This is a genomic window from Thalassotalea mangrovi, from assembly GCF_005116735.1.
Lineage (GTDB): Bacteria > Pseudomonadota > Gammaproteobacteria > Enterobacterales > Alteromonadaceae > Thalassotalea_A > Thalassotalea_A mangrovi.
The window spans coordinates 17,664-39,291 of sequence record NZ_SWDB01000038.1 but is presented as its reverse complement, the minus strand read 5'-3'; the positions used below and the strand labels follow the sequence as shown (position 1 = coordinate 39,291).

The window sequence follows — 21,628 nt, the reverse complement described above, 5'->3', positions numbered from 1 at the left end:
CATTTAGTCTCAGGTCACAGGCCATCTGCTTGTTATTTATCTTTATTACTGCTGATCAGTTTGCGATTGGCAAAGTACTGATCCATGATTTGCCGCGCTACCGGCCCGGCATTAGAACCTCCACCTCCGGCAGCAACGTTTTCAATGGCTACGGCAACCACGATTTCCGGGTTTTTGTAAGGAGCGAAGGCGATGAACATCGCATTATCCCGTTTATCTTCGTCAATCTTGCTGGCATCGTATTCCACATCTTCGCCAAGCCCGACAATTTCTCCGGTTCCGGATTTACCGGCAGCGTCATAGTCGGTATTCAAAAATGCATTGTAGCCCGTTCCGATCGGCTTTTTCACCGTATCATGCATGGCCTTGAGGATGATGTTCCAGTTCTCCGGATTATTCAATTCAATAGGCGGTTTTTCGTTCACCGTATATGGAACTAATAGTGTTGCCTGATCGTTTGCAACGGATTCATTAAGGTCAGCATCCGTGGTTTCGGTCTGTGCGGTTAATGCCGGTGCCGGTAACTGGGTTGCTGCCAGAAAATGTGGCTCCTTGACCTGCCCCTTATTGACAAGAATCGACGTTGCCTGAGCCAGTTGCATTGGGGTGACGGTCCAGAATCCCTGGCCAATGCCAATGTTTACCGTATCACCATGATACCAGGGCTGGTTATAGCGAGCGCGTTTCCAGCCACGACTTGGCAGGATCGCCGGACTCTCTTCGTGAATATCCAGGCCTGAGGTTTCACCGAAGCCGAATTTCGCCATGGTGTCAGAGATGCGGTCAACACCGAGCTTGTATGACAGGTCATAGAAAAAGGTATTACACGAGCGCATAATCGCTTCATTCAGCGTTACCCAACCATGGCCCCAGCGCAGGTGATCGCGATATTTACGGGTGCCATTCTTTATTTGATAAAAACCCGGATCCCAGATTTTGGTGCCTGGATAAATCAGGTTTTCATCCAGGCCTAACAGGCCAAGAAACGGTTTAATGGTTGAAGCAGGGGGGTAGGTTCCTTTGGTCGCCCTGTTAATTAGCGGGCGGTTACGGTTCTGCAGTTTTTGGTATTCTTTGCTGGATATACCATGGACAAATAAATTACCGTCATAACTGGGGTTAGAATACAAAGCTAGGACACCACCATCACGCGGATCCAACGCTACTACAGCACCACGTTTGCCATCCAGAGCCCGTTTGGCAATCATCTGTAATTCAATGTCCAGGGTAAGATGCAGATCATTACCCGGAACTGGCGGGGTATAGTTCAGGGTGCGCAGTATTCGACCCTGATTATTCACCTCAACTTCCTGGTGACCTATGGTGCCATGCAATTGCTCTTCATAAAATTTTTCCAGCCCCAGTTTGCCGATATCACGAGTGGCTTTGTAATTTTCCACTTTACCCAGCAGTTCAAGGTTTGCTAAATCATTGCGATTGATACGCGCAACATAGCCAAGGCTATGAGTGGTGAGATCAGCAAACGGGTAATAGCGTTTCAGGCGGGCATCGACCACGATTCCGGGAAATAAGTGCTGGTTTACCGACAGTGTAGCAACCTGCTTTTCATCCAGGCGGGAAATCAGTTCCACTGGTTTGAATCGGCGATGGGCACGCATACTTTCGCGAAAATCTTGCAGTTGCTCATCACTAATATCAATAATTTTGGCTAATTCAGACAGGGTGTTATCTATATCCTTGACCTGCTCTGGAATGATAGAAAGCGAGAATACCGGCACGTTTTCTGCCAATAAAACGCCATTACGGTCATAAATCAGGCCACGGTTTGGGGCAACGGGTAATAACTTGATGCGGTTTTCATTAGAGCGGGTTTTATATTTCTGGTAGGACTTAATTTCCAGCTGATAAACGTTGCTCAGTAAAACTAGTACCAAGGCGATTACACCAATGAAAGTGATCAGCGCCCGACGGGCAAATAAATTTGCTTCCGCGGTGTGGTTTCTGATCGTTACCCTCTCTCTCGCCATATCCTACTCCCGGTGATATGGGTGGTTGTTATTGATGCTCCAGGCGCGGTAGAGACTTTCCGCGACCATCACCCGTACCATAGGGTGGGGCAGTGTTAACGGCGATAACGACCATTTTTGTTCTGAGGCCTGAAGGCATTGTGGCGCAAGACCTTCCGGGCCGCCGACCAAAAGAGCGACGTCCCTGCCATCCATTTGCCAACTTGAAAGTTGCTTGGCCAGTTGTGGTGTCGTCCAGGGCTTACCTTCCACTTCCAGGGTTACGACGCGACTACCTTTCGGAACTGCAGCCATGGTTTGTTCACCCTCTTTTTCGAGAATACGGGCAATATCGGCATTTTTGCCGCGCTTGCCCGGAGTAATTTCAATCAGTTCAAAACTGATGTCGCGTGGGAATCGCCGTGCATACTCGGCAAATCCCTGGGCGATCCAGGCCGGCATTTTATTGCCCACGGCAATGAGGGTGATGCGCATAAACGGTTACTCGCCAGCCCAGAGTTTTTCGAGTTGGTAAAGATCGCGAACTTCATCGGTCATCACATGAACTACGATATCACCGAGATCGATCAACGCCCATTCACCAATATCTGTGCCTTCAATACCCAACACTTCAACTTCCTGTTTCTTGATTTCTAACGCCAGGTGTTCAGCAATCGATTTTACATGACGAGTGGAATTACCACAGCAGACCACCATATAGTCGGTAAAACTGGCTTTGCCCCTCACATCAAGGGTAACGATATCCCGGGCTTTAATTTCTTCAAGTTGTTCGATCACAAAAGGTAGGAGTTGTTCTGTTTGCAAAAGTCTATTCCTATATAAAACGTTGCCTCAATTCTAACGTGAACCGTCAGCAAGTTACAGGCTATTGATAAAGTTTTTCCGCATTAATATAAGCGGCAACGGCTGCTGGCATCAGCTGTTCAATACTGCATTGCTGGCGCAGATATTGACGGATCCTGGTCGACGATACATCTACCTGATTTGTATCAAATATCAGGATGTTGCCTGTTTCATTTTTGGGGGGCTGTTGGGGGGTTTCGATAATTCGATGGGCAAATTTTGATTGTACCGCTGGTGCCAGGGGATGACCCGGACGCCGGGTCACGACGAAATGACAGTAATCAAATAATCGCTCGCTCTGGTACCAGTCTGGCAATGTGTTTAATGAGTCCATGCCGATAAAAAAATAGATGCGCCGTCCTGGATGCTGGGCAACCAGTTCCTGCAAGGTTAACAGCGAGTAGGATTTTTCCGGGCGCTCGAGCTCACGGGTATCCAGTGAAAACATCGGGTACTCGGCGCATACCAGGCGCAGCATGGCAAGACGTTGGTCGCTATCGGCACTGGCGTTTGGCTTGTGCACCGGTTGTTGATTGGGAAGCAAATACACCTTTGCTATCGACAATTTTTTTGCCGCTTCCTGAACCGGTTTTATATGCCCATAATGAATGGGATCAAAGGTACCACCGAAGATTCCCAGCTCTGATTTCTCAGTCATTACAACACCGTACTCACTGGAGATGATTCGAGTGGATAGTGTTCCAGCACTTCACCATGGAAGATTGCCAGGCAGACATCGGCGAGTAACAGGAATGCGTCGAGTTCGGTATCGGTTTTGCTAAGCAAATCCACTTTTGCCAATCTTGACCTGGCGAGCTGAATATTAGCCAGAGAGGTTCGGTTCAGGGCGTTTTGATAAAGTGGTTTCTTCTTTTCCCAAACTTTAAAGTGCTGAAAAATGTCGGCACTGGATTGTCCCTGCTGCAGACGAATATGCATACCCTGTAACTGGGTCAGCTCTTTATGCAGGGTCCAAATCAATTGGCCAACGGCGACACCTTCGTGCTTCATCTGGGTCAAAATGTGCATGCATTGTTTGATATTGCCCGCCAATAGGGTATCGGTCAGCTGAAACGGGGTAAACTTCGCCTGATCAATCAACAGCGATTCAAGCTCAGCTGGGGTAATTGGCCGGTTTGGATAAAGAATCGCGAGTTTCTGTAATTCCTGATACAGTCCCGGCAAATTACCGGCATAACAGTCCGCCAGCATCGCCTGTCCCTGGGGCGCCAACTGTATTCTTTGCGCTTTAATTTGCTGATTGAGCCAGATGTTGAGGCCTTTGCCTTCGAGCTCATAGACCGGAATGTAACAACCTTTGCTATCCAGGTTCTTAAACCATTTCTTGCGGGGAATGGCGGCGTCAAGCTTTTGTCCATGCAAAATCAGCATAACATCCGGGTGATCAATGGCGGCGATATCATTCAGTACCTGAGTGCCACGTTCATCAAGCCTGGCGGCGCCAATGTCGATTTCGAGAATGCGTTGACTGGCAAAGAGCGACAGGGACTGGTATTCCTCCATCACTTCTGACCAGTCAAAATTATCTTCGCTACTAAAGCGGATAACTTCGCTGAATCCTTGCGTTGCCGCTACCGATTTTATTTGCTCAAGGGCGTCATTTTTTTGCCAGGGCTCATCTCCGAAGATCAACCAGAAATGCAGTAATGGTTTACTGAGTTGTTGGTTAAGTTGGCTATGGTAGATACGCATTTACAATGTGATAGAGGCCATGTTGCGAAGGATACGGTCGGCCGCTTCAATGCGCATTTCCTTGCGTAACAAGGTGAGTTCGCGGCTTTTTGCCAGGGCGGCATCCGGGTTATCCTGATAGTTTCGATAAATCTCAAACTTAAAGTCTTGCTTTTCTTTACCCTGCATACGGATCTCGTAGCGAACCGTGTAGGTCAACTCATATTCCGCCACCTGGCCGTTTTCAAACAACGACAGGGTACGGCGATCAAGGCTATCATTAAGAATTCGTAATTCTGGTGCTTCACTGCTCTGTTGCTTTAATACTTCAATGTTATTGACCTGCAGATTCTGACGAACCAGTCGGGTCAGTTCACCGTGCACATCGGTGGAGCTGAGATACAGGGTTTGCAATTCCTGAGGCAGTAGGTAAGACCCCCGCAGCTGAAAGCCACAGGCGCTTAGCAGCGCCGTGGCCATCAACATCAAGGGTAATAATGAACGTTTTATAATATTATTCTTCATTAATTGGCAACGATGTTTAACAGTTTGCCCGGTACGTAAATAATTTTGCGCACGGTTTTACCGTCAGTGAACTTAACCACATTCTCCTGTGAAAACGCCAGTTTTTCAACATCTTCTTGAGTCGCATCGGCGGCAACCGTAATTTTACAACGTAATTTACCATTAACCTGAACGATCACCAGTTTCTCGTCTTCGACCAGCGCATCCTTGTCTACCTGAGGCCACTGCGCATCTTCAACCGCCTTGCCGTCACCGACTAATAGCCATAAGTGATGACCAAGGTGAGGGGTGATCGGCGTTAACATGACCACGATAGCCTGCACGGCTTCTTTCATTACTGCAATATCTTCTGCCGACTCCAGTTTAGCCTTGGCCAGGGTGTTCATCAGCTCCATGATGGCGGCGATCGCGGTGTTAAACGTATTACGACGGCCAATATCATCGGTTACCTTAGCAATGGTCTTGTGCAAGTCACGACGCAGGTTTTTGTGAGCACTGGTGAAATTTAATTGGCCAGTTAAGTCTGCCGAGGTCGCTGCCTGGTGATAGTCGAATACCAGTTTCCAAACCCTTTTCAGGAATCGATGTGCGCCTTCAACACCGGCATCAGACCACTCCAGGGTTTGCTCCGGTGGCGCTGTAAACATGATAAACAAACGCACGGTATCGGCACCGTAAAGATCAATGACCGACTGTGGGTCAATACCATTGTTCTTTGACTTTGACATCTTGCTCATGCCAGCCGATTGCACTTCCTGACCATCCGTTTTACAAACCGCTTTTACGACCTGGCCTTTTTCATCGCGCTCAACGTCGACATCGCTAGGCGAATACCAGTGCTTGGCACCGTTTTCTTCTTCACGATAGAAGGTATCTGCCAGTACCATGCCTTGGCATAATAAGCTCTTGAATGGTTCGTCAGAATCGACCAGGCCAACATCACGCAACAACTTGTGGAAGAAGCGCGCATACAATAAATGCAATATGGCATGCTCAATGCCACCGATGTATTGATCCACCGGCAACCAGTAATTGGCTTTCTCCGGGTCTAACATGGCTTCCTGGTTTGCTGGATCTGCATAGCGAGCATAGTACCAGGAGGATTCCATAAAGGTATCAAAGGTATCGGTTTCACGGAACGCCGCCTGGCCCTGATAGGTGGTTTTCGCCCATTCCGGGTCCGCCTTAATCGGCGAAGTTACGCCATCCATGACGACGTCTTCCGGTAATTCCACCGGTAGTTGGTCTGCAGGAACCGGCACGGATTCACCATTTTCCAGATTCAGCATCGGGATAGGTGTACCCCAGTAGCGTTGACGGGAAACGCCCCAGTCACGTAAACGATAATTGACTGTAACTTTGCCTTTGCCCTGAGCGCTTAACGTCTCTGAGATGGCTTTAAAAGCCTGCTCAAAATCCAGGCCATCAAACTCTCCGGAGTTAATCAATGTGCCTTTTTCGGTAATTGCCGCATCGGCAATATTCACCTCATCGCTGGCGATAACCTGCTTTATTGGTAAGTCATATTTCTTAGCGAATTCCCAGTCGCGTTGATCATGGCCTGGAACGGACATAACCGCACCTGAACCGTAATCCATTAATACGAAGTTCGCCGCCCAGACGCTAACCAGTTCACCGGTAATCGGGTGTACGGCCTTTAAGCCCGTATCGACCCCTGCTTTTTCCATCGTCGCCATATCGGCTTCGGCAACCTTGTTGTTCTTGCATTCATCAATAAATGCCTGCAATTGCGGGTTGCTTTTCGCAGCGGCAAGTGCCAACGGATGTTGCGCAGCCAATGCTACATAGGTGACGCCCATCAGGGTGTCGGGGCGAGTTGTGTAAATATCAAAGCTCTCATCACTGTCGGCAACCTGGAACGTCATTTCCACGCCTTCAGAACGACCAATCCAGTTGCGCTGCATGGTTTTAACCTGTTCCGGCCAGCCTTCTAACTGATCCAAATCATTTAACAGCTCTTCCGCATAGTCGGTGATCTTGATAAACCACTGGGGGATTTCCTTGCGCTCAACCAAAGCGCCAGAGCGCCAGCCGCGACCATCGATAACCTGTTCATTGGCCAATACGGTCTGGTCAACCGGGTCCCAGTTAACCGTAGCATTCTTTTTATAAACCAGGCCTTTTTCGTGAAGTTTGGTAAAGAACCATTGCTCCCAGCGATAATACTCTTTACGACAGGTTGCGAACTCGCGATCCCAGTCGTAGCCAAAGCCCAGCGATTTTAGCTGGTCGCGCATGTAATCGATGTTCTGATAAGTCCATTTTGCCGGCGCGGTTTTATTTTTAATCGCCGCATTTTCAGCAGGCAGGCCAAAGGCATCCCAACCCATAGGTTGCAATACGTTTTTGCCCTGCAGGCGCTGGTAGCGACTGATCACATCACCTAAAGTGTAATTGCGCACATGCCCCATATGCAGGCGACCGCTTGGGTAAGGGAACATGGATAAACAATAAAACTTTTCCTGTCCCGGCTTTTCTTTAGCTGCAAAGGTATTATTTTCGGTCCAGTATTTTTGGATATCTTGCTCAATGGCTTGGGGATTATAGGTAGATTCCATCAATGATTCTCAAACATCTTGGTGACAGTCGTGTAAGTCTAACCGCTATGTCTAACAGCATAGCGTAGATGAAGCGCCAGGATTCATCGGAACCCAGTTTGCAACTCCATTTCAGGCGACGGTCGAACAATAAAAAATTTGTGCTATAGAATACCTTATAACCCTTGCTAACAACAAGCGTGCATTCCTGTTAACTATACTTTTATCAGGTGTAACGGAGAAATCGTTAATTCCGGTGATTTATACCAATCACATTAGGTTTGTGCACAACTCAGAGTTAGGGCAGAAGTTCAGTTACAACATAGATTTCATTGATATAGTCATTCTATATTAATGAAATGTAGGGCCGTAAATGGGCCTCTGACAAACTCCCTACGGGTGAGTTTTAAAGGCGTTTATCCTGCGTTACTGATTTTGACAATGGAATGACCATTCTCTGCAATCAAAGCCTTGTCTAAACGCCTTTAAATTCTCACTGAGTGAGCAATAATTTAATGTGATTGGTATTAAACCCAGTGCAGGAGTGGCAAATGAGTGAGAAAAATTCCAGTTATCAGAACTTTTATGACAAGTTGTCGAAGTGGTTTTCTGAGTTGCGAGACGAAGAGCAGAAAACGGTAGCCAAACTGATTGAGAAGGGCGAAGAGTACCTTGAGGCAGCCGAAGACCTATCCGTGAATGAGTATCAATTGTCATTGCAGGCATTTAAAAACGACCTGCGCCAGTTTATCGAGGAGAACCGCCAACAGGCCGATCAAAGCATATATTTAAAAAACCTGCGGGAAAGCCTGTGGTCGCAATTGGCACAAATGACCGATAAAACGCAGGTAGAGTGGAGCGAACTGGAACAGGACTTTGAACATAAAGGAATTTACCATAGTGGTGAGTTAATTGGCTTTGGCCAGCTGCGCTGTGTAGGCTGCGATCACCAAATTGAAGTGCTGCATGCATCCACCATCATTCCCTGTGTTAAATGCGGTGGCAAAGAGTTCGAGCGTTTACCGTTATCGCCTTAAAGGGTATAAGGGCTATAAATTCTCGCTAAATCATTGTCTTTGACGCTTTGCTGGGTTTACACTGGCACTGAGTAATATTTTTGTAACTTGTATCAGGTACTCAGCATTTCATGACAATAAAAATAAACGAGCGAAAAGTTCCAGCTAACGCGCTGTGCGCACAAATCTCATCTATCCTGTTTAGCGAGAGCCAGGTAGACCAGCAGAAAACCCAGTCTTTTATTGGCCACGATCGCGCCAAAGAAGCGCTCGAATTTGGCCTGTCGATGCCGTCAAAAGGCTTCAACGTCTATGCAAAAGGTGAACATGGAACCGGTCGGCAAACGTTAATCCGGCAAATGTTGCACCAGTATGCATCGCAACAACACCCCTCGGAAGAATGGTGTTATATCAACAATTTTGAAGATGTTCAGGCACCGAAAAAGCTATATCTGAATCCCGGTGAAGGCAAGTTACTGCTCGATAAAATGTCGGACTTAATCGATGACCTGCTGGGATTGTTTCCGGAGATTTTTGATAACCCCGGCTACCAGCGACGCAAGGCGGCGATTGACCGAGATTTCAATGAGAAATACGACAGTGCGATTGAACAAGTCGAGGCCTTCGCGCTGAGTAAAAATGTCGCTGTGTATGAAGAGAAAGGGGAAATTAGTTTTGCTCCCCTGGTCGATGGTAAGCCACTCAATGATAAAGATTTTTCAAAGCTATCGGAACAAGAACGCACCGATTTTTACCAACTGCTGGCGGAATTAGAGACATTACTGAGTGAAACCCTGTTGGAACTGCCATTATGGAAACGCGAGTCCAGTGTGCAGTTGCGACAACTAAAGCATGATACTGCTGAACAAACGATCCGTCCGCTGCTAAAAGAACTGGAGCGGGAATTTGCCAGCAACCTGGGGATTTTAAAATACCTTCACGATGTCAAAGGCCATTTAACCGAAGCGGTACTGGATATTCTTGTCGATGATGGCAACGAGATCCGAGATGATAAAGCCAGTCGTAAACTGATGGTTGAGCGGTTTATGCCTAACTTGTTGGTGGCGAGGGAACCGGATAAAGGCGCGCCCGTCGTTTATGAACAAAACCCAACATTCCAGAACCTGTTTGGCAGCATTGATTACACTGCGGTTCAGGGAGCGGTGTACACCAATTATCGGTTGATACGTGCCGGTGCATTGCATCGCGCCAATGGTGGATTCTTGCTACTCGATGTCGAAAAATTACTGGCGCAACCGATGGTTTGGGCCCACTTAAAGCTGGCATTAAAAACTGGCGAACTGACGATTGAACACCCCTATGCTGAATTATCGCACGGTAGCAGTATTACCCTGGCCCCGGAAAAAATTCCGGTTCAGGTCAAGGTTGTGTTGTTAGGCAATGCTGAATTGTATTACACCCTGCAAGAATATGATCAGGAATTTACTGAGTTGTTTCGGGTATTAGCGGACTTCGACCGTCACGTGGTCAACAATCCGGACAACCTGAGCGCCTATGCAACGTTAATTCGTCAGCATGGGGTAAAAATGAATTACCCTGAAATCAGTGATAAAGCCGTCGCTTACCTGGTTCGTTATTCTCTGCGTCGCGCGGAACACCAGCAAAAACTGTCGGCAAATATTACCCAGATTAATGATCTGCTCGATGAAGCGCATTTTCATTATCAGAAACAGGGTAAAACCGGTGAGATAGAAGAGCAGGATGTTCATAGTGCTTTGCAGGCCAAAGCCCGGCGAACCGGACAGTTAAGTGAAGCCTGGTTGCAGGAGATAAAAGAAGAGCAGGTGTTGATCTCCACCGACGGTGATGCGGTCGGCAAAATCAATGGCTTAACGGTGTTAGAGATTGGTGATTCAGTGTTTGGTACGCCGGCTCGTATCTCTGCGACCGTTTATGCGGGGTCGCAAGGAGTCACCGATATCGAACGGGAAGCCGAGTTAGGCAAATCAATCCATTCAAAAGGGGTGTTACTACTTATCGGTTATCTCGGCCACAAATATGGTCAGGGATTCCCATTATCGATTTCGGCGAATATTGCCATTGAGCAATCCTACGGTCACATCGATGGTGACAGTGCCTCGATGGCGGAGCTGTGCGCTCTAATTTCAGCGATCACCCACTTACCCGTGCGCCAGGATATTGCCGTGACCGGTTCGATTAATCAGCACGGTGAAGTGCAGTCCATTGGTGGCGTAAATGAAAAAATTGAGGGCTTCTACAGACTTTGTCACGACAAAGGCCTGACCGGTACCCAAGGGGTAATTATTCCTAAGACCAATACCATCAATTTAATGCTGAATGCGGACGTTATTGAAGCGGTAGAGCAAGGAAAATTTCATATCTATGCGGTTGAAAATATTGACCAGGCACTGGAGATATTATTAGGCATTGAAGCCGGGGAACGACGCCGTGGTGGCGACTATCCGCGAAAATCCGTGCATGGCCAGGCGCTGGCTAAACTGGCAAGCCTGTCGCAGATGATCAACGGCTCAGACGAAGAATAGGGTTGTCGGGTGTTTGCCCTGGTATCGACTGAGAACTAAATGGAATTAACATTAGCCTGTATGGAAAAATAACATTGGCATTTAAAAGGTATATCAGGCCCGTAAATCTAAATATAAAAACTCGAACAGAGCAGGTTGTATTAGAAAGTGTCGCAGGCATCATTTGTGCGGTGTTTGCCTATATTGGCTACGAAGCCAAGTTAGGTTTACTTCTTTACCCGACAGCAACTGTCGCTCTGATTTGTACGGTTTTACTGATACAGCACTTATACATCTATTTGACAGATAGAATAATTAATCGTGCTAAGTGAACAGGTTTTTCGTATGTAGAAGGCATAAAATCGGAACCAGGTTAGTATGGCTTGTTCCGGGATTGGATGGCGGTAAAGAGCGAATTGCAGCTGCTGAACTTATCACTTTCTCTAAGTTATCCGCTGTCATCCCCTGTTATAGCAAGGGATGACGGAAGATGTATTCAACTGTCAAATAGTCACAAATATGAAGTTATGGCAGTTGCGGGGTTATTGCTCAGCGGTTACTAACTGTCGTCTCTGATGATATTTAACTATCCCAACCAAGGATGCCGCAATCCAGAAAATTTCAATGACAAAACTAGCAAGGTTGAAATTAATACACAGGCTGATCAGTAACAATATTGCCCCAACCAGGTTTAATAAATTGTACTGTAAACCTTTGGGGTTAATTTTTTCTAACTGGATCAGGAAGAACGCTAATACGACCGCAGCGGTGCCAAGCATACCGATAATATCGGCAACAAGAGAAATTGACATAAAGTCTCCGTTATTAGTTAAATAGTTAACCCGTCAGGGGCTAGTAAAATAAAACTGGCGCGGTTCCATGGAGACTTGACCAAATCAACGAACGTGATTTTCCTTCTGGCAGGAGCGGGATTCTATCTCATTTCTATGGGGGATTGATAGGGGGTTGGCCATTATTCTGCATAAAAAACGAACATCCTTGCTATTCAATACGGCTGACCGTAAAGTGAAAACGACCATACCAAAGATAAAGCCGCTTACCGCCTAGAGGCTACAGCTTACAGCTTACAGCCTACAGCTTACAGCCTACAGCTTACAGCTTACCGCTTTAAGCTTAGCATTCCAGCCTATCGTTTCTCATCTCTGGTTTCTGCGTCCTAACTTGTTGCTTTTTCGATTTTTTGTCTATTCTTTAAGCAAGAACAATTAACCGACTGATTGCCGCTCTGGCAATTGGTCAAGATAGTTTGTCGCCTACGTTGTTTACAGGTTCGGTTGTCTATCGTTTAAGGTGGGATCCGGCGTGACAACAAATAACCCTGTAACAAGCAATTTCGATCAACTCTGGCCAATCGCGAGCTACTTTGTGATTTTGGTACTGCTATTGGTGGCGATGATGGCACTGGCTATGTTTCTCGGCCCGAAAACTCGTCGTCGCCACACTCATACGCCCTATGAGTCGGGCATTATTGCCGTTGATGCACCGAAAACCCGGTTTACCAATCATTTCTTTCTATACGCCATATTCTTTGTCATTTTCGACCTGGAAACCATTTTCCTGTTTGCCTGGGTGATAGCATTTGATGAGAGTGGCATGGCGGGTTTTATTGAAGCGAGCATTTTTATCACTATCTTACTGGCGGCACTTATTTATTTGTGGCGCATTGGCGCATTGGAGTTGATCCACAAGCACCGTCCAGCACGAGTGAGGCAATAACTAATGGAATGGTCACTCACCAAAGCCGAACTGGGTCGACAAATGGGTCAGTCTAAGCAGATAGCGGAACAGGATTTAAAACGTTCGGTACTGTTCGCCAAACTTGACGACATGGTTAACTGGGGACGGAAAAACTCGATCTGGCCCTTTAATTTTGGCTTGTCCTGTTGTTATGTGGAAATGGCTACCAGCTTTACCTCACGTCATGATATCGCCCGCTTTGGCGCAGAAGTGATCCGCGCGACGCCACGTCAGGCGGATTTGATGGTGATATCTGGAACCTGTTTTCGCAAAATGGCGCCGGTGATTCGCCATTTATACGATCAACTGCTCGAACCCAAATGGATTATCTCCATGGGATCCTGTGCCAATTCCGGTGGCATGTATGATATCTACTCTGTGGTCCAGGGCGTGGATAAATTTATTCCGGTGGATGTGTACGTACCCGGGTGTCCGCCTCGTCCAGAGGCATTGCTGGAAGGTTTATTGTTGTTACAGGAAAAGATTGCCCATCAGCCAAGACCCCTGAGCTATGTGGTGGGTGAGCAGGGTGTTCAGGAAATTGCCAAACCTTCCCTGCGCGACATTAAACATCAACATCGCATTCATGTTAAAAACTTACAGGAGCCTGACCAGATATGAATCAGGCCAACCATTTAAAAGATATCCGTGACTGGCACCCCGGTCAGGACTTTAACCTGGCCGATGAAATCACCCACATCAATGCCGAACTGGCGCTGTCGCAACAAAAGCTCAGCGATCACATTGAAACCTATTGGCTGGCTAAATCCCAGCTGCTTACCCTGATGCAATTGTTAAAACATCAACTTCCCAATGGCTTTGATATGTGTTTTGACCTGTTTGCCGTTGATGAACGCGTGCGTGATCAGAAACTGGCCGAACAATGTAAGGATTTTACCCTGGTCTATCACCTGCGTTCGATGTCCCGTAACCAGGATATTCGCATTAAGGTTGCCTTAGCAGAAACCGACAAAACCGTGGACAGCATTTGTGGTATCTGGGCAAACGCTAATTGGTATGAACGCGAAGCCTGGGATATGTTTGGCATACGCTTTAATAGTCATCCGCACCTGGCCCGGATTCTGATGCCACCGACCTGGGTGGGACACCCATTATTGAAAGACCATCCCGCCAGGGCGACGGAGATGGATCCATTTACCTTATCCGACAAACAACAGGAAATTGAACAACAGGCATTGAAGTTTCGTCCCGAAGACTGGGGGATGAAACGACAAAGTAAAGACGCAGACTTTACCTTTTTAAACCTGGGTCCCAATCATCCTTCTGTACATGGTGCGTTTCGTATCGTGTTGCAAATGGAAGGGGAAGAAATTATCGATTGTGTCCCCGATATTGGTTATCACCATCGCGGTGCAGAAAAAATGGGTGAACGCCAGTCCTGGCATAGTTACATCCCCTACACGGATCGCATCGATTACCTCGGCGGGGTAATGAATAATTTTCCTTATGTGATGGCGGTTGAACAGCTCGCCGGTATCGAGGTGCCCGAACGGGCCCGGGTTATTCGCATCATGATGGCAGAAATTTTCAGGATCCTCAGCCACCTGCTGTTTTATGGCACCTTCGCCCAGGATGTCGGTGCACTATCCCCGATTTTTTATATGTTTATCGACAGGGAAAAACTATTTGCCATTGTCGAAGCATTTACCGGCGCCCGCATGCATCCCAGCTATTTTCGTATTGGCGGTGTTGCCATGGACCTGCCCAAAGGCTGGGACACCCTGGTACGTGAATATGTAAATTATCTGCCGAAACGCCTCGATGAGTATGAAAAGATGGTTATGCAAAACCGTCTGTTAAAAGCACGTACGGTTGATGTCGGCGCCTATACCAGCAAAGAAGCGATCGAATATGGCGTGACAGGACCAGGATTAAGAGCCACAGGATATTCCTGGGATTTACGCAAGCAACGTCCATATGGCGGTTACGAGCAATTTGAATTTGAAGTACCGGTTGGTCACAAAGGCGACTGTTACGACCGCTGCCGGGTTCGGGTGGAAGAAATGCGGCAGAGTATCCGTATTATTGAACAATGCCTGAATAATATGCCTGAAGGGCCTTACAAAGCCGAACACCCGCAAACTACGCCGCCAGATAAGCGCTATACCATGGAAGATATCGATACCCTGATTCCGCATTTTGTCAATGTGTCCTGGGGACCGGTAATTCCGCCAGGCGAGGTCAGTGTCTCGGTGGAAGCCACCAAGGGCATTATGGCCTATCACCTGATCAGCGATGGCTCGACGGTCAGTTATCGTACCCGCATCCGCACACCTTCTTTCGCGCATTTGCAAATGCTGCCGCTGATCTCAAGAGGGCAGATGGTGGCCGACCTGATCGCAACATTAGGGAGCATCGACTACGTCATGGCTGACGTAGACCGATGAGCACATATTAACATGCTGAGTAATTTAATAAGGAAATCACCGTGTCTTTAGCAACCAATCTACCAAGGGTCGGGGAAGGGAACATTAACCTCGTGCAACTCAGCTATCGGGATTACCTGAGTGTCGAGGAAATCAATGCCATTGAACATGAAGTGGCAATTCTCGGGCAACGTCAGGCTGCCGGCATCGAAGCGATGAAGCTGGTACAAAAGAATCGAGGTTGGATATCAGACGACTGCCTGTATGCCGTCGCCGACCTGTTGCAAATGCCTGCCAGTCAACTGGAAGGCATCGCAACGTTTTACAATTTGATTTATCGACAACCCGTTGGCCGTTATGTCATTCATTTGTGTGATTCGATCAGCTGTCATCTGACCGGTTTTGCTCAGGTCAGTGAAGCGATTAAAGAATATCTTGGCATTGATTATGGTGAAACAACGTCCGATGGCATGTTTACCTTACTCACCAATGCCTGCCTGGGGAGCTGCGATAAAGCACCGGCGATGATGATTGGCGAAGATCATTTTGAGCACCTGACCCCGCAATCGGCGACGGATATCCTCAGGCAACTGTGCGCTGAAAATGATAAAGACGAATTAAATTTACGTGAATAATCCGGGAACAAAATGACCACAGACAAGCCATTAACTCAACACATCAATCAGGATAAGCCACTGGCGATGCCCGAATATATCGACGTTGGTGGCTATCGTAGTGTTGATAAAATCCTGCAGCAGATGTCTGCACAGGACGTTCAGGATGTGGTTAAGGACTCCGGGTTGAAAGGTCGGGGAGGGGCTGGATTTCCCACCGCAATGAAATGGAGTTTTGTACCGAAATTTGAAGATACAGATCCGCGGTCTGGCGATGACAAATATTTGATCTGCAATGCCGATGAAATGGAGCCGGGCACCTTTAAAGACCGCTGGTTACTTGAAGGCGTGCCGCATCAGTTAATTGAGGCGATGATCATTGCCAGCTATGCCATTGGGGCCAACAAAGCCTTTATTTTCCTGCGCGGTGAATATCATCTGGCAGCTAAGCGGTTGCAGCAGGCACTGGATGAAGCCTATCAACAGGGCTATCTGGGAGATAATATCCGCAACAGTGGCTACCAGTTAGATCTATATTTGCATACCAGTGCCGGCCGCTATATCTGTGGTGAGGAAACGGCGCTGATCAATGCGTTAGAGGGGCAACGGGCAAATCCGCGGGCTAAACCGCCGTTTCCGCAGGTAAGTGGTCTATTTGGTAAGCCAACCATAGTCAATAATGTCGAAACCCTGTGTAACCTGCCGCACATCATTAATCACGGCGCTGACTGGTTTAAACAACTTTCCAACAATGATGATGCCGGAACCAAAATATATAGCGTTAGCGGGCGAGTGCAACGTCCCGGGTTGTGGGAACTGCCGATGGGCATTACCGTCCGGGAATTGCTCTATCAACGTGCGGGCGGGTTATCTCCAGGTCTGAACCTCAAAGGCTTCCTGCCGGGCGGTGCATCGACAGACTTTCTGACTGTAGAACACCTCGACCTGGTGCTTGGCTACGATGAAGTCAGCGCCGCCGGTAGTCGCCTTGGCACTGGTGGCATAATTGTCCTCGATGACCAGAACTGTCCGGTGGCGATGGTCCTCAACCTGCTGAAATTTTTCGCTCAGGAATCCTGTGGTTTCTGCACTCCCTGCCGCGATGGCACCGCTTGGGCGGTTGACGCGTTAACGCGGATTGAACAGGGACAGGGAAGCCAGCAGGATTTGGACAACTTGCACAAGTTATGTGATTTCATGTGGCTCGGCAAAACTCATTGTGCCTTGGCACCGGGTGCCGTCGAACCGTTGCAGAGCGCACTGAAATATTTCCACGACGACTTTGAACAACATATCGATAAGGGTTGCTGTCCTTATTCTGGTCATCATTAACGGGGAAATTTAGGATATGGATAAATCTCAACCAGATAATCCGGATACCAGCAACCCTGCCGCTGCACAGGTGACGGTTCATATCGATGGTGAGCCGGTCAAGTTGCGCCAAGGCGATAATTTGCTCGAGGCCATGTTGTCGGAAAAATACAACCTGCCATATTTTTGCTGGCATCCGGCAATGGGCTCCATTGGTGCATGTCGCCAATGTGCCGTTACTCAGTTTGCTGATCAGGAACAGCAAAAGGGGAAGACCATCATGGCCTGCATGACGCCGGTATCTGATGGTATGTATATTGGCCTCAATCATCAGCCAGCAGCAGAATTTCGCGAGCAGGTCATCGCGGCGATGATGACCAATCATCCCCATGATTGCCCGGTCTGTGGCGAAGGCGGTGCGTGTCATTTACAGGATATGACGGTGATGACCGGTCATTCCATGCGCCGTTATCAGGGGCAGAAACGTACCTTTAGCAATCAATATCTGGGGCCGCTGATAAATCATGAAATGAATCGCTGCATTACTTGTTATCGCTGTGAACGATTTTATAAAGATTATGCTGGCGGCAACGATTTTTCAGCCTGCGGTTCGAAAAACCAGGTGTATTTTGGCCGTCAGCAAGACGGTATTCTCGAGAGTGAATTCTCTGGCAACCTGGTTGAAGTCTGTCCAACCGGCGTATTTACCGATAAACCTTTCTCCGCTCATTATACGCGCAAATGGGATTTGCAATCGGCACCGTCTGTCTGCCAGGGATGCGCGGTGGGTTGCAATATCAGTGTCGGAGAGCGCTATGGCAGTGTGCGCCGGGTGGTAAATCGCTACCATCATGACATTAATGGCTACTTTATCTGTGATAAAGGCCGTTTCGGCTTTAGCTATGTTAATAATGACAGTCGAATTGAAACAGCCCGGGGCATTGAGCTTAGCAGCGAGTTTAAACCGCATCAGCTGGCTATTGCCCTGGCTCGCTATAAATCTGCTGACAATTTTGGCATTGGCTCTGAGCGCGCCAGTTTTGAAAGCAATGCTGCATTAAAGCATATGGTCGGCAGCGAAAACTTTTGCAGCGGCCTGACCGATTACCAGCATTTCTGCCTGGATATTATTCGCTCGGTGATGTCCGCTAAACAACCACCTAGTGTCAATGAGATAGAGCAAAGTGATTGCATTATCGTTATCGACGAAGACTTAACCCAAAGCGCCGCGCGAATTGCACTGGCGGTGCGGCAGGCAACCCGCAATGCGGCTTTTGACAAGGCTGAACAGCTAGGCATACCCAGATGGCAGGATGCGGCAGTGCGTACCGCGGGTCAGGCATGTCGGTCGAATTTGTTTTTATTGCAAAGTAAAAGCAGCAAACTCGATGATGTGGCAACGTATGCAGAGCCGCTTCACCCAGCGGCAATCATCAAACTGTTACAAGGGTTGGGTAATGCCAATCAGCCGGATTCAATCAGTGATATGCCTTTCGATAACGGCTTAGCCTCGCTGTTGCAGGAGATTAAAACCGCATTACAACATGCCAAACGACCATTGTTTATTGCCGGTTGCAGTGCCTGGCAGCTAGAGACTTTACAAGCCGTTGAACAGTTAGCGCTGCAGGCGCCGCCGCACTGGCAGTTTGCGTTTTTACCGGATGCCGTGAATACGATGGGGCTGGCCTCCTTAATTGACCAACACACCATGTCCCTGGAACAGCTCATTGCCAAATCGTTGCAACAAAGTACCGTCATTGTCCTTGAACATTCCCTGTCCACATTAACCCGAGCGCAGCAGTATCAGCTGGCTGAGCAAAGTCAGACCCTGATTGTGATTGACCATAACCAGTCCTTGTTATCTGAGCTGGCGGATGTTGTCCTGCCATCGGCTCCTTTTACCGAATCAGACGGTAGTAGCGTCAATTATATGGGGTTAGTGCAACCTTTCTTTGCGGTGAAACCACCCAACTCGCCAATCCATCCGGCCTGGCACTGGTGCCTGTTACTGGATTCGACATTTGGTCGGCAAAACCTTGCAAATATCACTACGTTGTCGCAACTACGAGCTTACTTGGCCGAGCATGATTCGTCATTTCCGGATATGAGCAGGCTATTAGCGGAGCAATTATTGTTTAAGTCAGCGCGTCAGCCGATGCGCTATTCTGGCCGCACTGCAATGTTCGCCAACCAGACTGTGCATGAGCCAAAATCTCCCCAGGACACCGAGTCTCCGTTTAGTTTTTCGATGGAAGGGGCCGGCCGTACTGATGTGCAAGGCCAGGCATTACCTAAAGCCTTTAGCTGGGCACCTGGCTGGAACTCTGAGCAATCGGTATATAAATATCAGACTCGAATCGGTGGGCGGATGAATCATCGCGCCGAAGCCATCACGGTGGCAAGAGGCGCTGATAAAAACCTGGCTTGGCAACAACGAAAGAGTGACACGGCGAATCCAGGCGTTCTCAGCTTTAACGGCCTGCTTATCAGAAGGCTTAGTCATTTGTTTGCCAACGATGCGCTTACCGATGATATCGCTGAATTTAAGTTACTGGCACCTGTCGCCTGCCTGCTAGTGAACCCTGCCGATGAAGCGAATCTTGCCGCTACCAGCGCAACCCATGTGACATTAATCAGCGATGACAAAACATCAATGACGGTGCGCCTGATAACCTGCGATGATGTGGCCAGGGGCACTGCCTATTTACATCATCCGTTGCTAAACCTGCACAATGCCATCGCCCAGGTTTCCGATATTGTCCAGGCAAGTAGCGATGACATCGCCCGACAACAGCAAGGGCAAAGTGAGCAATTACAAAGCATTCTCAACCAGAAAAGTCGCGCCTTGTCGCGCCTGCAGAAACGAGATCAGCAAATCCCGATTCAAATTGTAGGGGAGGGCAGGTAATGGCATACATTGAGCCTTTATTCCCGTTTATTGAGATGAGTGTGATCATTCTCGCCCTGGTTCTGATAGCAGCGTTTTTAGTCTGGGTTGAACGACGCATGATTGGCATCTGGCAGGACCGGTTGGGGCCTAACCGGGTCGGGCCGGGCGGCGTTTTACAATCCGTGGCGGACTTATTAAAAATCCTGGGTAAAGATGAGTTTACGCCAAAATTCTCTGACCGATTTACCTTCGTTCTCGCGCCGTTCATTGGTGCTATTACGGTGTTGATGAGTTTCGCGGTGATCCCGTTTTCCCAGTCGATTGGTGTCAGTGACCTGAACATCGGCCTGCTGTTTTTCCTGGCGATGACCTCGTTGGCGGTTTATGGCGTAGTCCTCGCAGGCTGGTCTTCTCGTAATAAATACGCCTTACTCGGTGGTATGCGTGCGGCCGCGCAAACCATCAGCTACGAAGTGTTTATGGGGCTTTCGATGATGGGCGTGGTCCTACTTGCCGGTAGTTTTAGCCTGCGTGATATTGTTGAAGCGCAACAGCATGGCTGGTTTATCAGCAGCCAATGGCTGGGCTGCCTGGTCTTTTTAGTTGCCGGTATTGCTGAAAGTCATCGCCTGCCATTTGATTTACCGGAAGCGGAAACCGAACTTACCGCTGGATTTCATACCGAATACTCAGGACTGAAATTTGCGCTGTTCTTTTTAGGGGAATATCTCGGCGTGACCTTAATTTCGGCGATGACAGTGATCCTGTTTTTTGGCGGTTATCTGCCACCAGGATTTCTTGCCGATACCCTGTTCGCCGAGCTTCCCGGGATTGTCTGGTTTATTATTAAAGTTCTGTTCTTTATCCTGTTTTTCATTTTATTGCGCACTTCATTGCCTCGTCCGAGATTCGATCAACTGCTGGCATTTGGCTGGAAAGTGATGCTACCGCTTTCTCTGGTTAACTTGCTTGGCACGGCCATCTTGCGCCTCACAGGCGTGCTAGGAGGTGGCAATGTTTAGTCAGTTGCGCACCATGTGGCTGGTGCTCAAGCACACCTTTACTAAGCCCGATACGGTCGAGTATCCAGAGCAGAAACCTTACCTGGCACCGAGGTACCGGGGACGAATCGTGTTAACCCGGGACCCCGATGGCGAAGAACGTTGTGTGGCCTGCAACCTGTGCGCGGTTGCCTGCCCTGTCGATTGTATCTCGTTGCAACAAACAACGGATGCAGATGGACGCAAACGCCCGGAATTTTTTCGCATTAACTTTTCCCGTTGTATTCTCTGTGGCTTCTGCGAAGAGGCCTGTCCTACATACGCTATCCAGCTGACACCGGATGTCGAGATGGCCGAGTACGAGCGCTCAAACCTGGTTTATGAAAAAGAAAATTTACTGATAGATGGCCCAGGAAAATATCCCGATTACAGCTTTTACAAGCGCAGCGGTATTGCCATTAAATCGAAGCAAAAAGGTGAGGCAAAGGGAGAAAAACCACCGGTGAACATTAAAGGGTTAATGCCATGATAATGCGTTCCA

At 48.2% G+C, this 21,628-nt stretch carries 18 protein-coding genes; 10 read left to right on the top strand and 8 right to left on the bottom strand.

The genetic code is table 11. The features are described 5' to 3' along the window. Positions 1 to 32 precede the first annotated feature (32 nt). The 7 genes from mrdA to leuS form a co-directional block, all read right to left on the bottom strand. Positions 33 to 1,988: a penicillin-binding protein 2 gene (gene mrdA / locus E8M12_RS14960; RefSeq protein ID WP_136737074.1), complete on the bottom strand. Its 1,956-nt coding sequence runs from the start codon at positions 1,986 to 1,988 to the stop codon at positions 33 to 35. A 3-nt stretch (positions 1,989 to 1,991) separates the two neighbouring features. Beyond that, positions 1,992 to 2,462 (bottom strand): 23S rRNA (pseudouridine(1915)-N(3))-methyltransferase RlmH, encoded by a 471-nt coding sequence (gene rlmH, locus E8M12_RS14955; protein ID WP_136737073.1) that lies wholly within the window; start codon positions 2,460 to 2,462, stop codon positions 1,992 to 1,994. A gap of 6 nt (positions 2,463 to 2,468) precedes the next feature. Continuing rightward, positions 2,469 to 2,792, bottom strand: a complete 324-nt coding sequence (gene rsfS, locus E8M12_RS14950) for a ribosome silencing factor (protein ID WP_136737072.1) — start codon at positions 2,790 to 2,792, stop codon at positions 2,469 to 2,471. A 61-nt stretch (positions 2,793 to 2,853) separates the two neighbouring features. Then, positions 2,854 to 3,489 carry a nicotinate-nucleotide adenylyltransferase gene (nadD, locus tag E8M12_RS14945; RefSeq protein ID WP_136737071.1) on the bottom strand — a complete coding sequence of 212 codons (636 nt, stop codon included), beginning with the start codon at positions 3,487 to 3,489 and terminating at the stop codon, positions 2,854 to 2,856. Then, complete coding sequence (gene holA, locus E8M12_RS14940; protein WP_136737070.1) at positions 3,489 to 4,544, bottom strand: DNA polymerase III subunit delta; 1,056 nt, start codon at positions 4,542 to 4,544, stop codon at positions 3,489 to 3,491. The genes nadD and holA overlap by 1 nt, the downstream gene beginning before the upstream one ends. Then, positions 4,545 to 5,048 carry an LPS-assembly lipoprotein LptE gene (locus E8M12_RS14935; protein WP_136737069.1) on the bottom strand — a complete coding sequence of 168 codons (504 nt, stop codon included), beginning with the start codon at positions 5,046 to 5,048 and terminating at the stop codon, positions 4,545 to 4,547. Beyond that, complete coding sequence (gene leuS / locus E8M12_RS14930; RefSeq protein ID WP_136737068.1) at positions 5,048 to 7,627, bottom strand: leucine--tRNA ligase; 2,580 nt, start codon at positions 7,625 to 7,627, stop codon at positions 5,048 to 5,050. Before leuS ends, E8M12_RS14935 begins: the two co-directional genes overlap by 1 nt. Positions 7,628 to 8,157: 530 nt before the next feature. On the opposite strand from leuS, the gene E8M12_RS14925 reads away from it, so the two are divergent. Together E8M12_RS14925 and E8M12_RS14920 are read left to right on the top strand one after the other, a co-directional pair. Further along, positions 8,158 to 8,643 (top strand): zinc ribbon-containing protein, encoded by a 486-nt coding sequence (locus E8M12_RS14925; RefSeq protein ID WP_136737067.1) that lies wholly within the window; start codon positions 8,158 to 8,160, stop codon positions 8,641 to 8,643. 110 nt (positions 8,644 to 8,753) lie between these two features. After that, positions 8,754 to 11,147, top strand: a complete 2,394-nt coding sequence (locus tag E8M12_RS14920; protein WP_136737066.1) for a Lon protease family protein — start codon at positions 8,754 to 8,756, stop codon at positions 11,145 to 11,147. Between the two features lie 521 nt (positions 11,148 to 11,668). On the opposite strand, the gene E8M12_RS14915 is transcribed toward E8M12_RS14920, so the two are convergent. Continuing rightward, on the bottom strand, positions 11,669 to 11,938 hold the full coding sequence (locus E8M12_RS14915; RefSeq protein WP_136737065.1) for a CBU_0592 family membrane protein: 270 nt from the start codon (positions 11,936 to 11,938) through the stop codon (positions 11,669 to 11,671). 511 nt (positions 11,939 to 12,449) lie between these two features. Here E8M12_RS14915 and ndhC point away from each other — a divergent pair. Genes ndhC through nuoI form a run of 8 tightly spaced genes read left to right on the top strand, consistent with a single transcriptional unit; the run spans position 12,450 to position 21,616 of the window. Further along, a complete protein-coding gene (ndhC, locus tag E8M12_RS14910) occupies positions 12,450 to 12,863 on the top strand; it encodes an NADH-quinone oxidoreductase subunit A (RefSeq protein ID WP_246034173.1) in 414 nt (137 codons plus the stop codon). 3 nt (positions 12,864 to 12,866) lie between these two features. Next, positions 12,867 to 13,505, top strand: coding sequence for a NuoB/complex I 20 kDa subunit family protein (locus E8M12_RS14905; protein WP_136737064.1), 639 nt, complete (start codon positions 12,867 to 12,869; stop codon positions 13,503 to 13,505). Further along, complete coding sequence (gene nuoC, locus E8M12_RS14900) at positions 13,502 to 15,292, top strand: NADH-quinone oxidoreductase subunit C/D (RefSeq protein ID WP_136737063.1); 1,791 nt, start codon at positions 13,502 to 13,504, stop codon at positions 15,290 to 15,292. The genes E8M12_RS14905 and nuoC overlap by 4 nt, the downstream gene beginning before the upstream one ends. Before the next feature lie 41 nt (positions 15,293 to 15,333). Then, on the top strand, positions 15,334 to 15,906 hold the full coding sequence (nuoE, locus tag E8M12_RS14895; protein WP_438363465.1) for an NADH-quinone oxidoreductase subunit NuoE: 573 nt from the start codon (positions 15,334 to 15,336) through the stop codon (positions 15,904 to 15,906). A 12-nt stretch (positions 15,907 to 15,918) separates the two neighbouring features. Next, on the top strand, positions 15,919 to 17,217 hold the full coding sequence (gene nuoF, locus E8M12_RS14890) for an NADH-quinone oxidoreductase subunit NuoF (RefSeq protein ID WP_136737062.1): 1,299 nt from the start codon (positions 15,919 to 15,921) through the stop codon (positions 17,215 to 17,217). A 16-nt stretch (positions 17,218 to 17,233) separates the two neighbouring features. Further along, positions 17,234 to 20,104, top strand: coding sequence for an NADH-quinone oxidoreductase subunit NuoG (gene nuoG / locus E8M12_RS14885; RefSeq protein ID WP_136737061.1), 2,871 nt, complete (start codon positions 17,234 to 17,236; stop codon positions 20,102 to 20,104). Further along, the gene (gene nuoH / locus E8M12_RS14880; RefSeq protein WP_136737060.1) at positions 20,104 to 21,108 is read left to right on the top strand and encodes an NADH-quinone oxidoreductase subunit NuoH; all 1,005 of its coding nucleotides are present in this window, start codon (positions 20,104 to 20,106) and stop codon (positions 21,106 to 21,108) included. The genes nuoG and nuoH overlap by 1 nt, the downstream gene beginning before the upstream one ends. Beyond that, positions 21,101 to 21,616 carry an NADH-quinone oxidoreductase subunit NuoI gene (nuoI, locus tag E8M12_RS14875; protein ID WP_136737059.1) on the top strand — a complete coding sequence of 172 codons (516 nt, stop codon included), beginning with the start codon at positions 21,101 to 21,103 and terminating at the stop codon, positions 21,614 to 21,616. Before nuoH ends, nuoI begins: the two co-directional genes overlap by 8 nt. The last annotated feature ends 12 nt before the right edge of the window (positions 21,617 to 21,628 follow it).

Coding starts and splice junctions, on each gene's coding strand:
- nuoI (WP_136737059.1), top strand. CDS start 21,101: ATGTTTAGTCAGTTGCGCACCATGTGGCTGGTGCTCAAGCACACCTTT.
- leuS (WP_136737068.1), bottom strand. CDS start 7,627: ATGGAATCTACCTATAATCCCCAAGCCATTGAGCAAGATATCCAAAAA.
- E8M12_RS14920 (WP_136737066.1), top strand. CDS start 8,754: ATGACAATAAAAATAAACGAGCGAAAAGTTCCAGCTAACGCGCTGTGC.
- E8M12_RS14915 (WP_136737065.1), bottom strand. CDS start 11,938: ATGTCAATTTCTCTTGTTGCCGATATTATCGGTATGCTTGGCACCGCT.
- nuoC (WP_136737063.1), top strand. CDS start 13,502: ATGAATCAGGCCAACCATTTAAAAGATATCCGTGACTGGCACCCCGGT.
- E8M12_RS14935 (WP_136737069.1), bottom strand. CDS start 5,048: ATGAAGAATAATATTATAAAACGTTCATTATTACCCTTGATGTTGATG.
- E8M12_RS14905 (WP_136737064.1), top strand. CDS start 12,867: ATGGAATGGTCACTCACCAAAGCCGAACTGGGTCGACAAATGGGTCAG.
- nuoH (WP_136737060.1), top strand. CDS start 20,104: ATGGCATACATTGAGCCTTTATTCCCGTTTATTGAGATGAGTGTGATC.
- nuoG (WP_136737061.1), top strand. CDS start 17,234: ATGGATAAATCTCAACCAGATAATCCGGATACCAGCAACCCTGCCGCT.
- E8M12_RS14925 (WP_136737067.1), top strand. CDS start 8,158: ATGAGTGAGAAAAATTCCAGTTATCAGAACTTTTATGACAAGTTGTCG.
- nuoF (WP_136737062.1), top strand. CDS start 15,919: ATGACCACAGACAAGCCATTAACTCAACACATCAATCAGGATAAGCCA.
- rlmH (WP_136737073.1), bottom strand. CDS start 2,462: ATGCGCATCACCCTCATTGCCGTGGGCAATAAAATGCCGGCCTGGATC.
- nadD (WP_136737071.1), bottom strand. CDS start 3,489: ATGACTGAGAAATCAGAGCTGGGAATCTTCGGTGGTACCTTTGATCCC.
- holA (WP_136737070.1), bottom strand. CDS start 4,544: ATGCGTATCTACCATAGCCAACTTAACCAACAACTCAGTAAACCATTA.
- mrdA (WP_136737074.1), bottom strand. CDS start 1,988: ATGGCGAGAGAGAGGGTAACGATCAGAAACCACACCGCGGAAGCAAAT.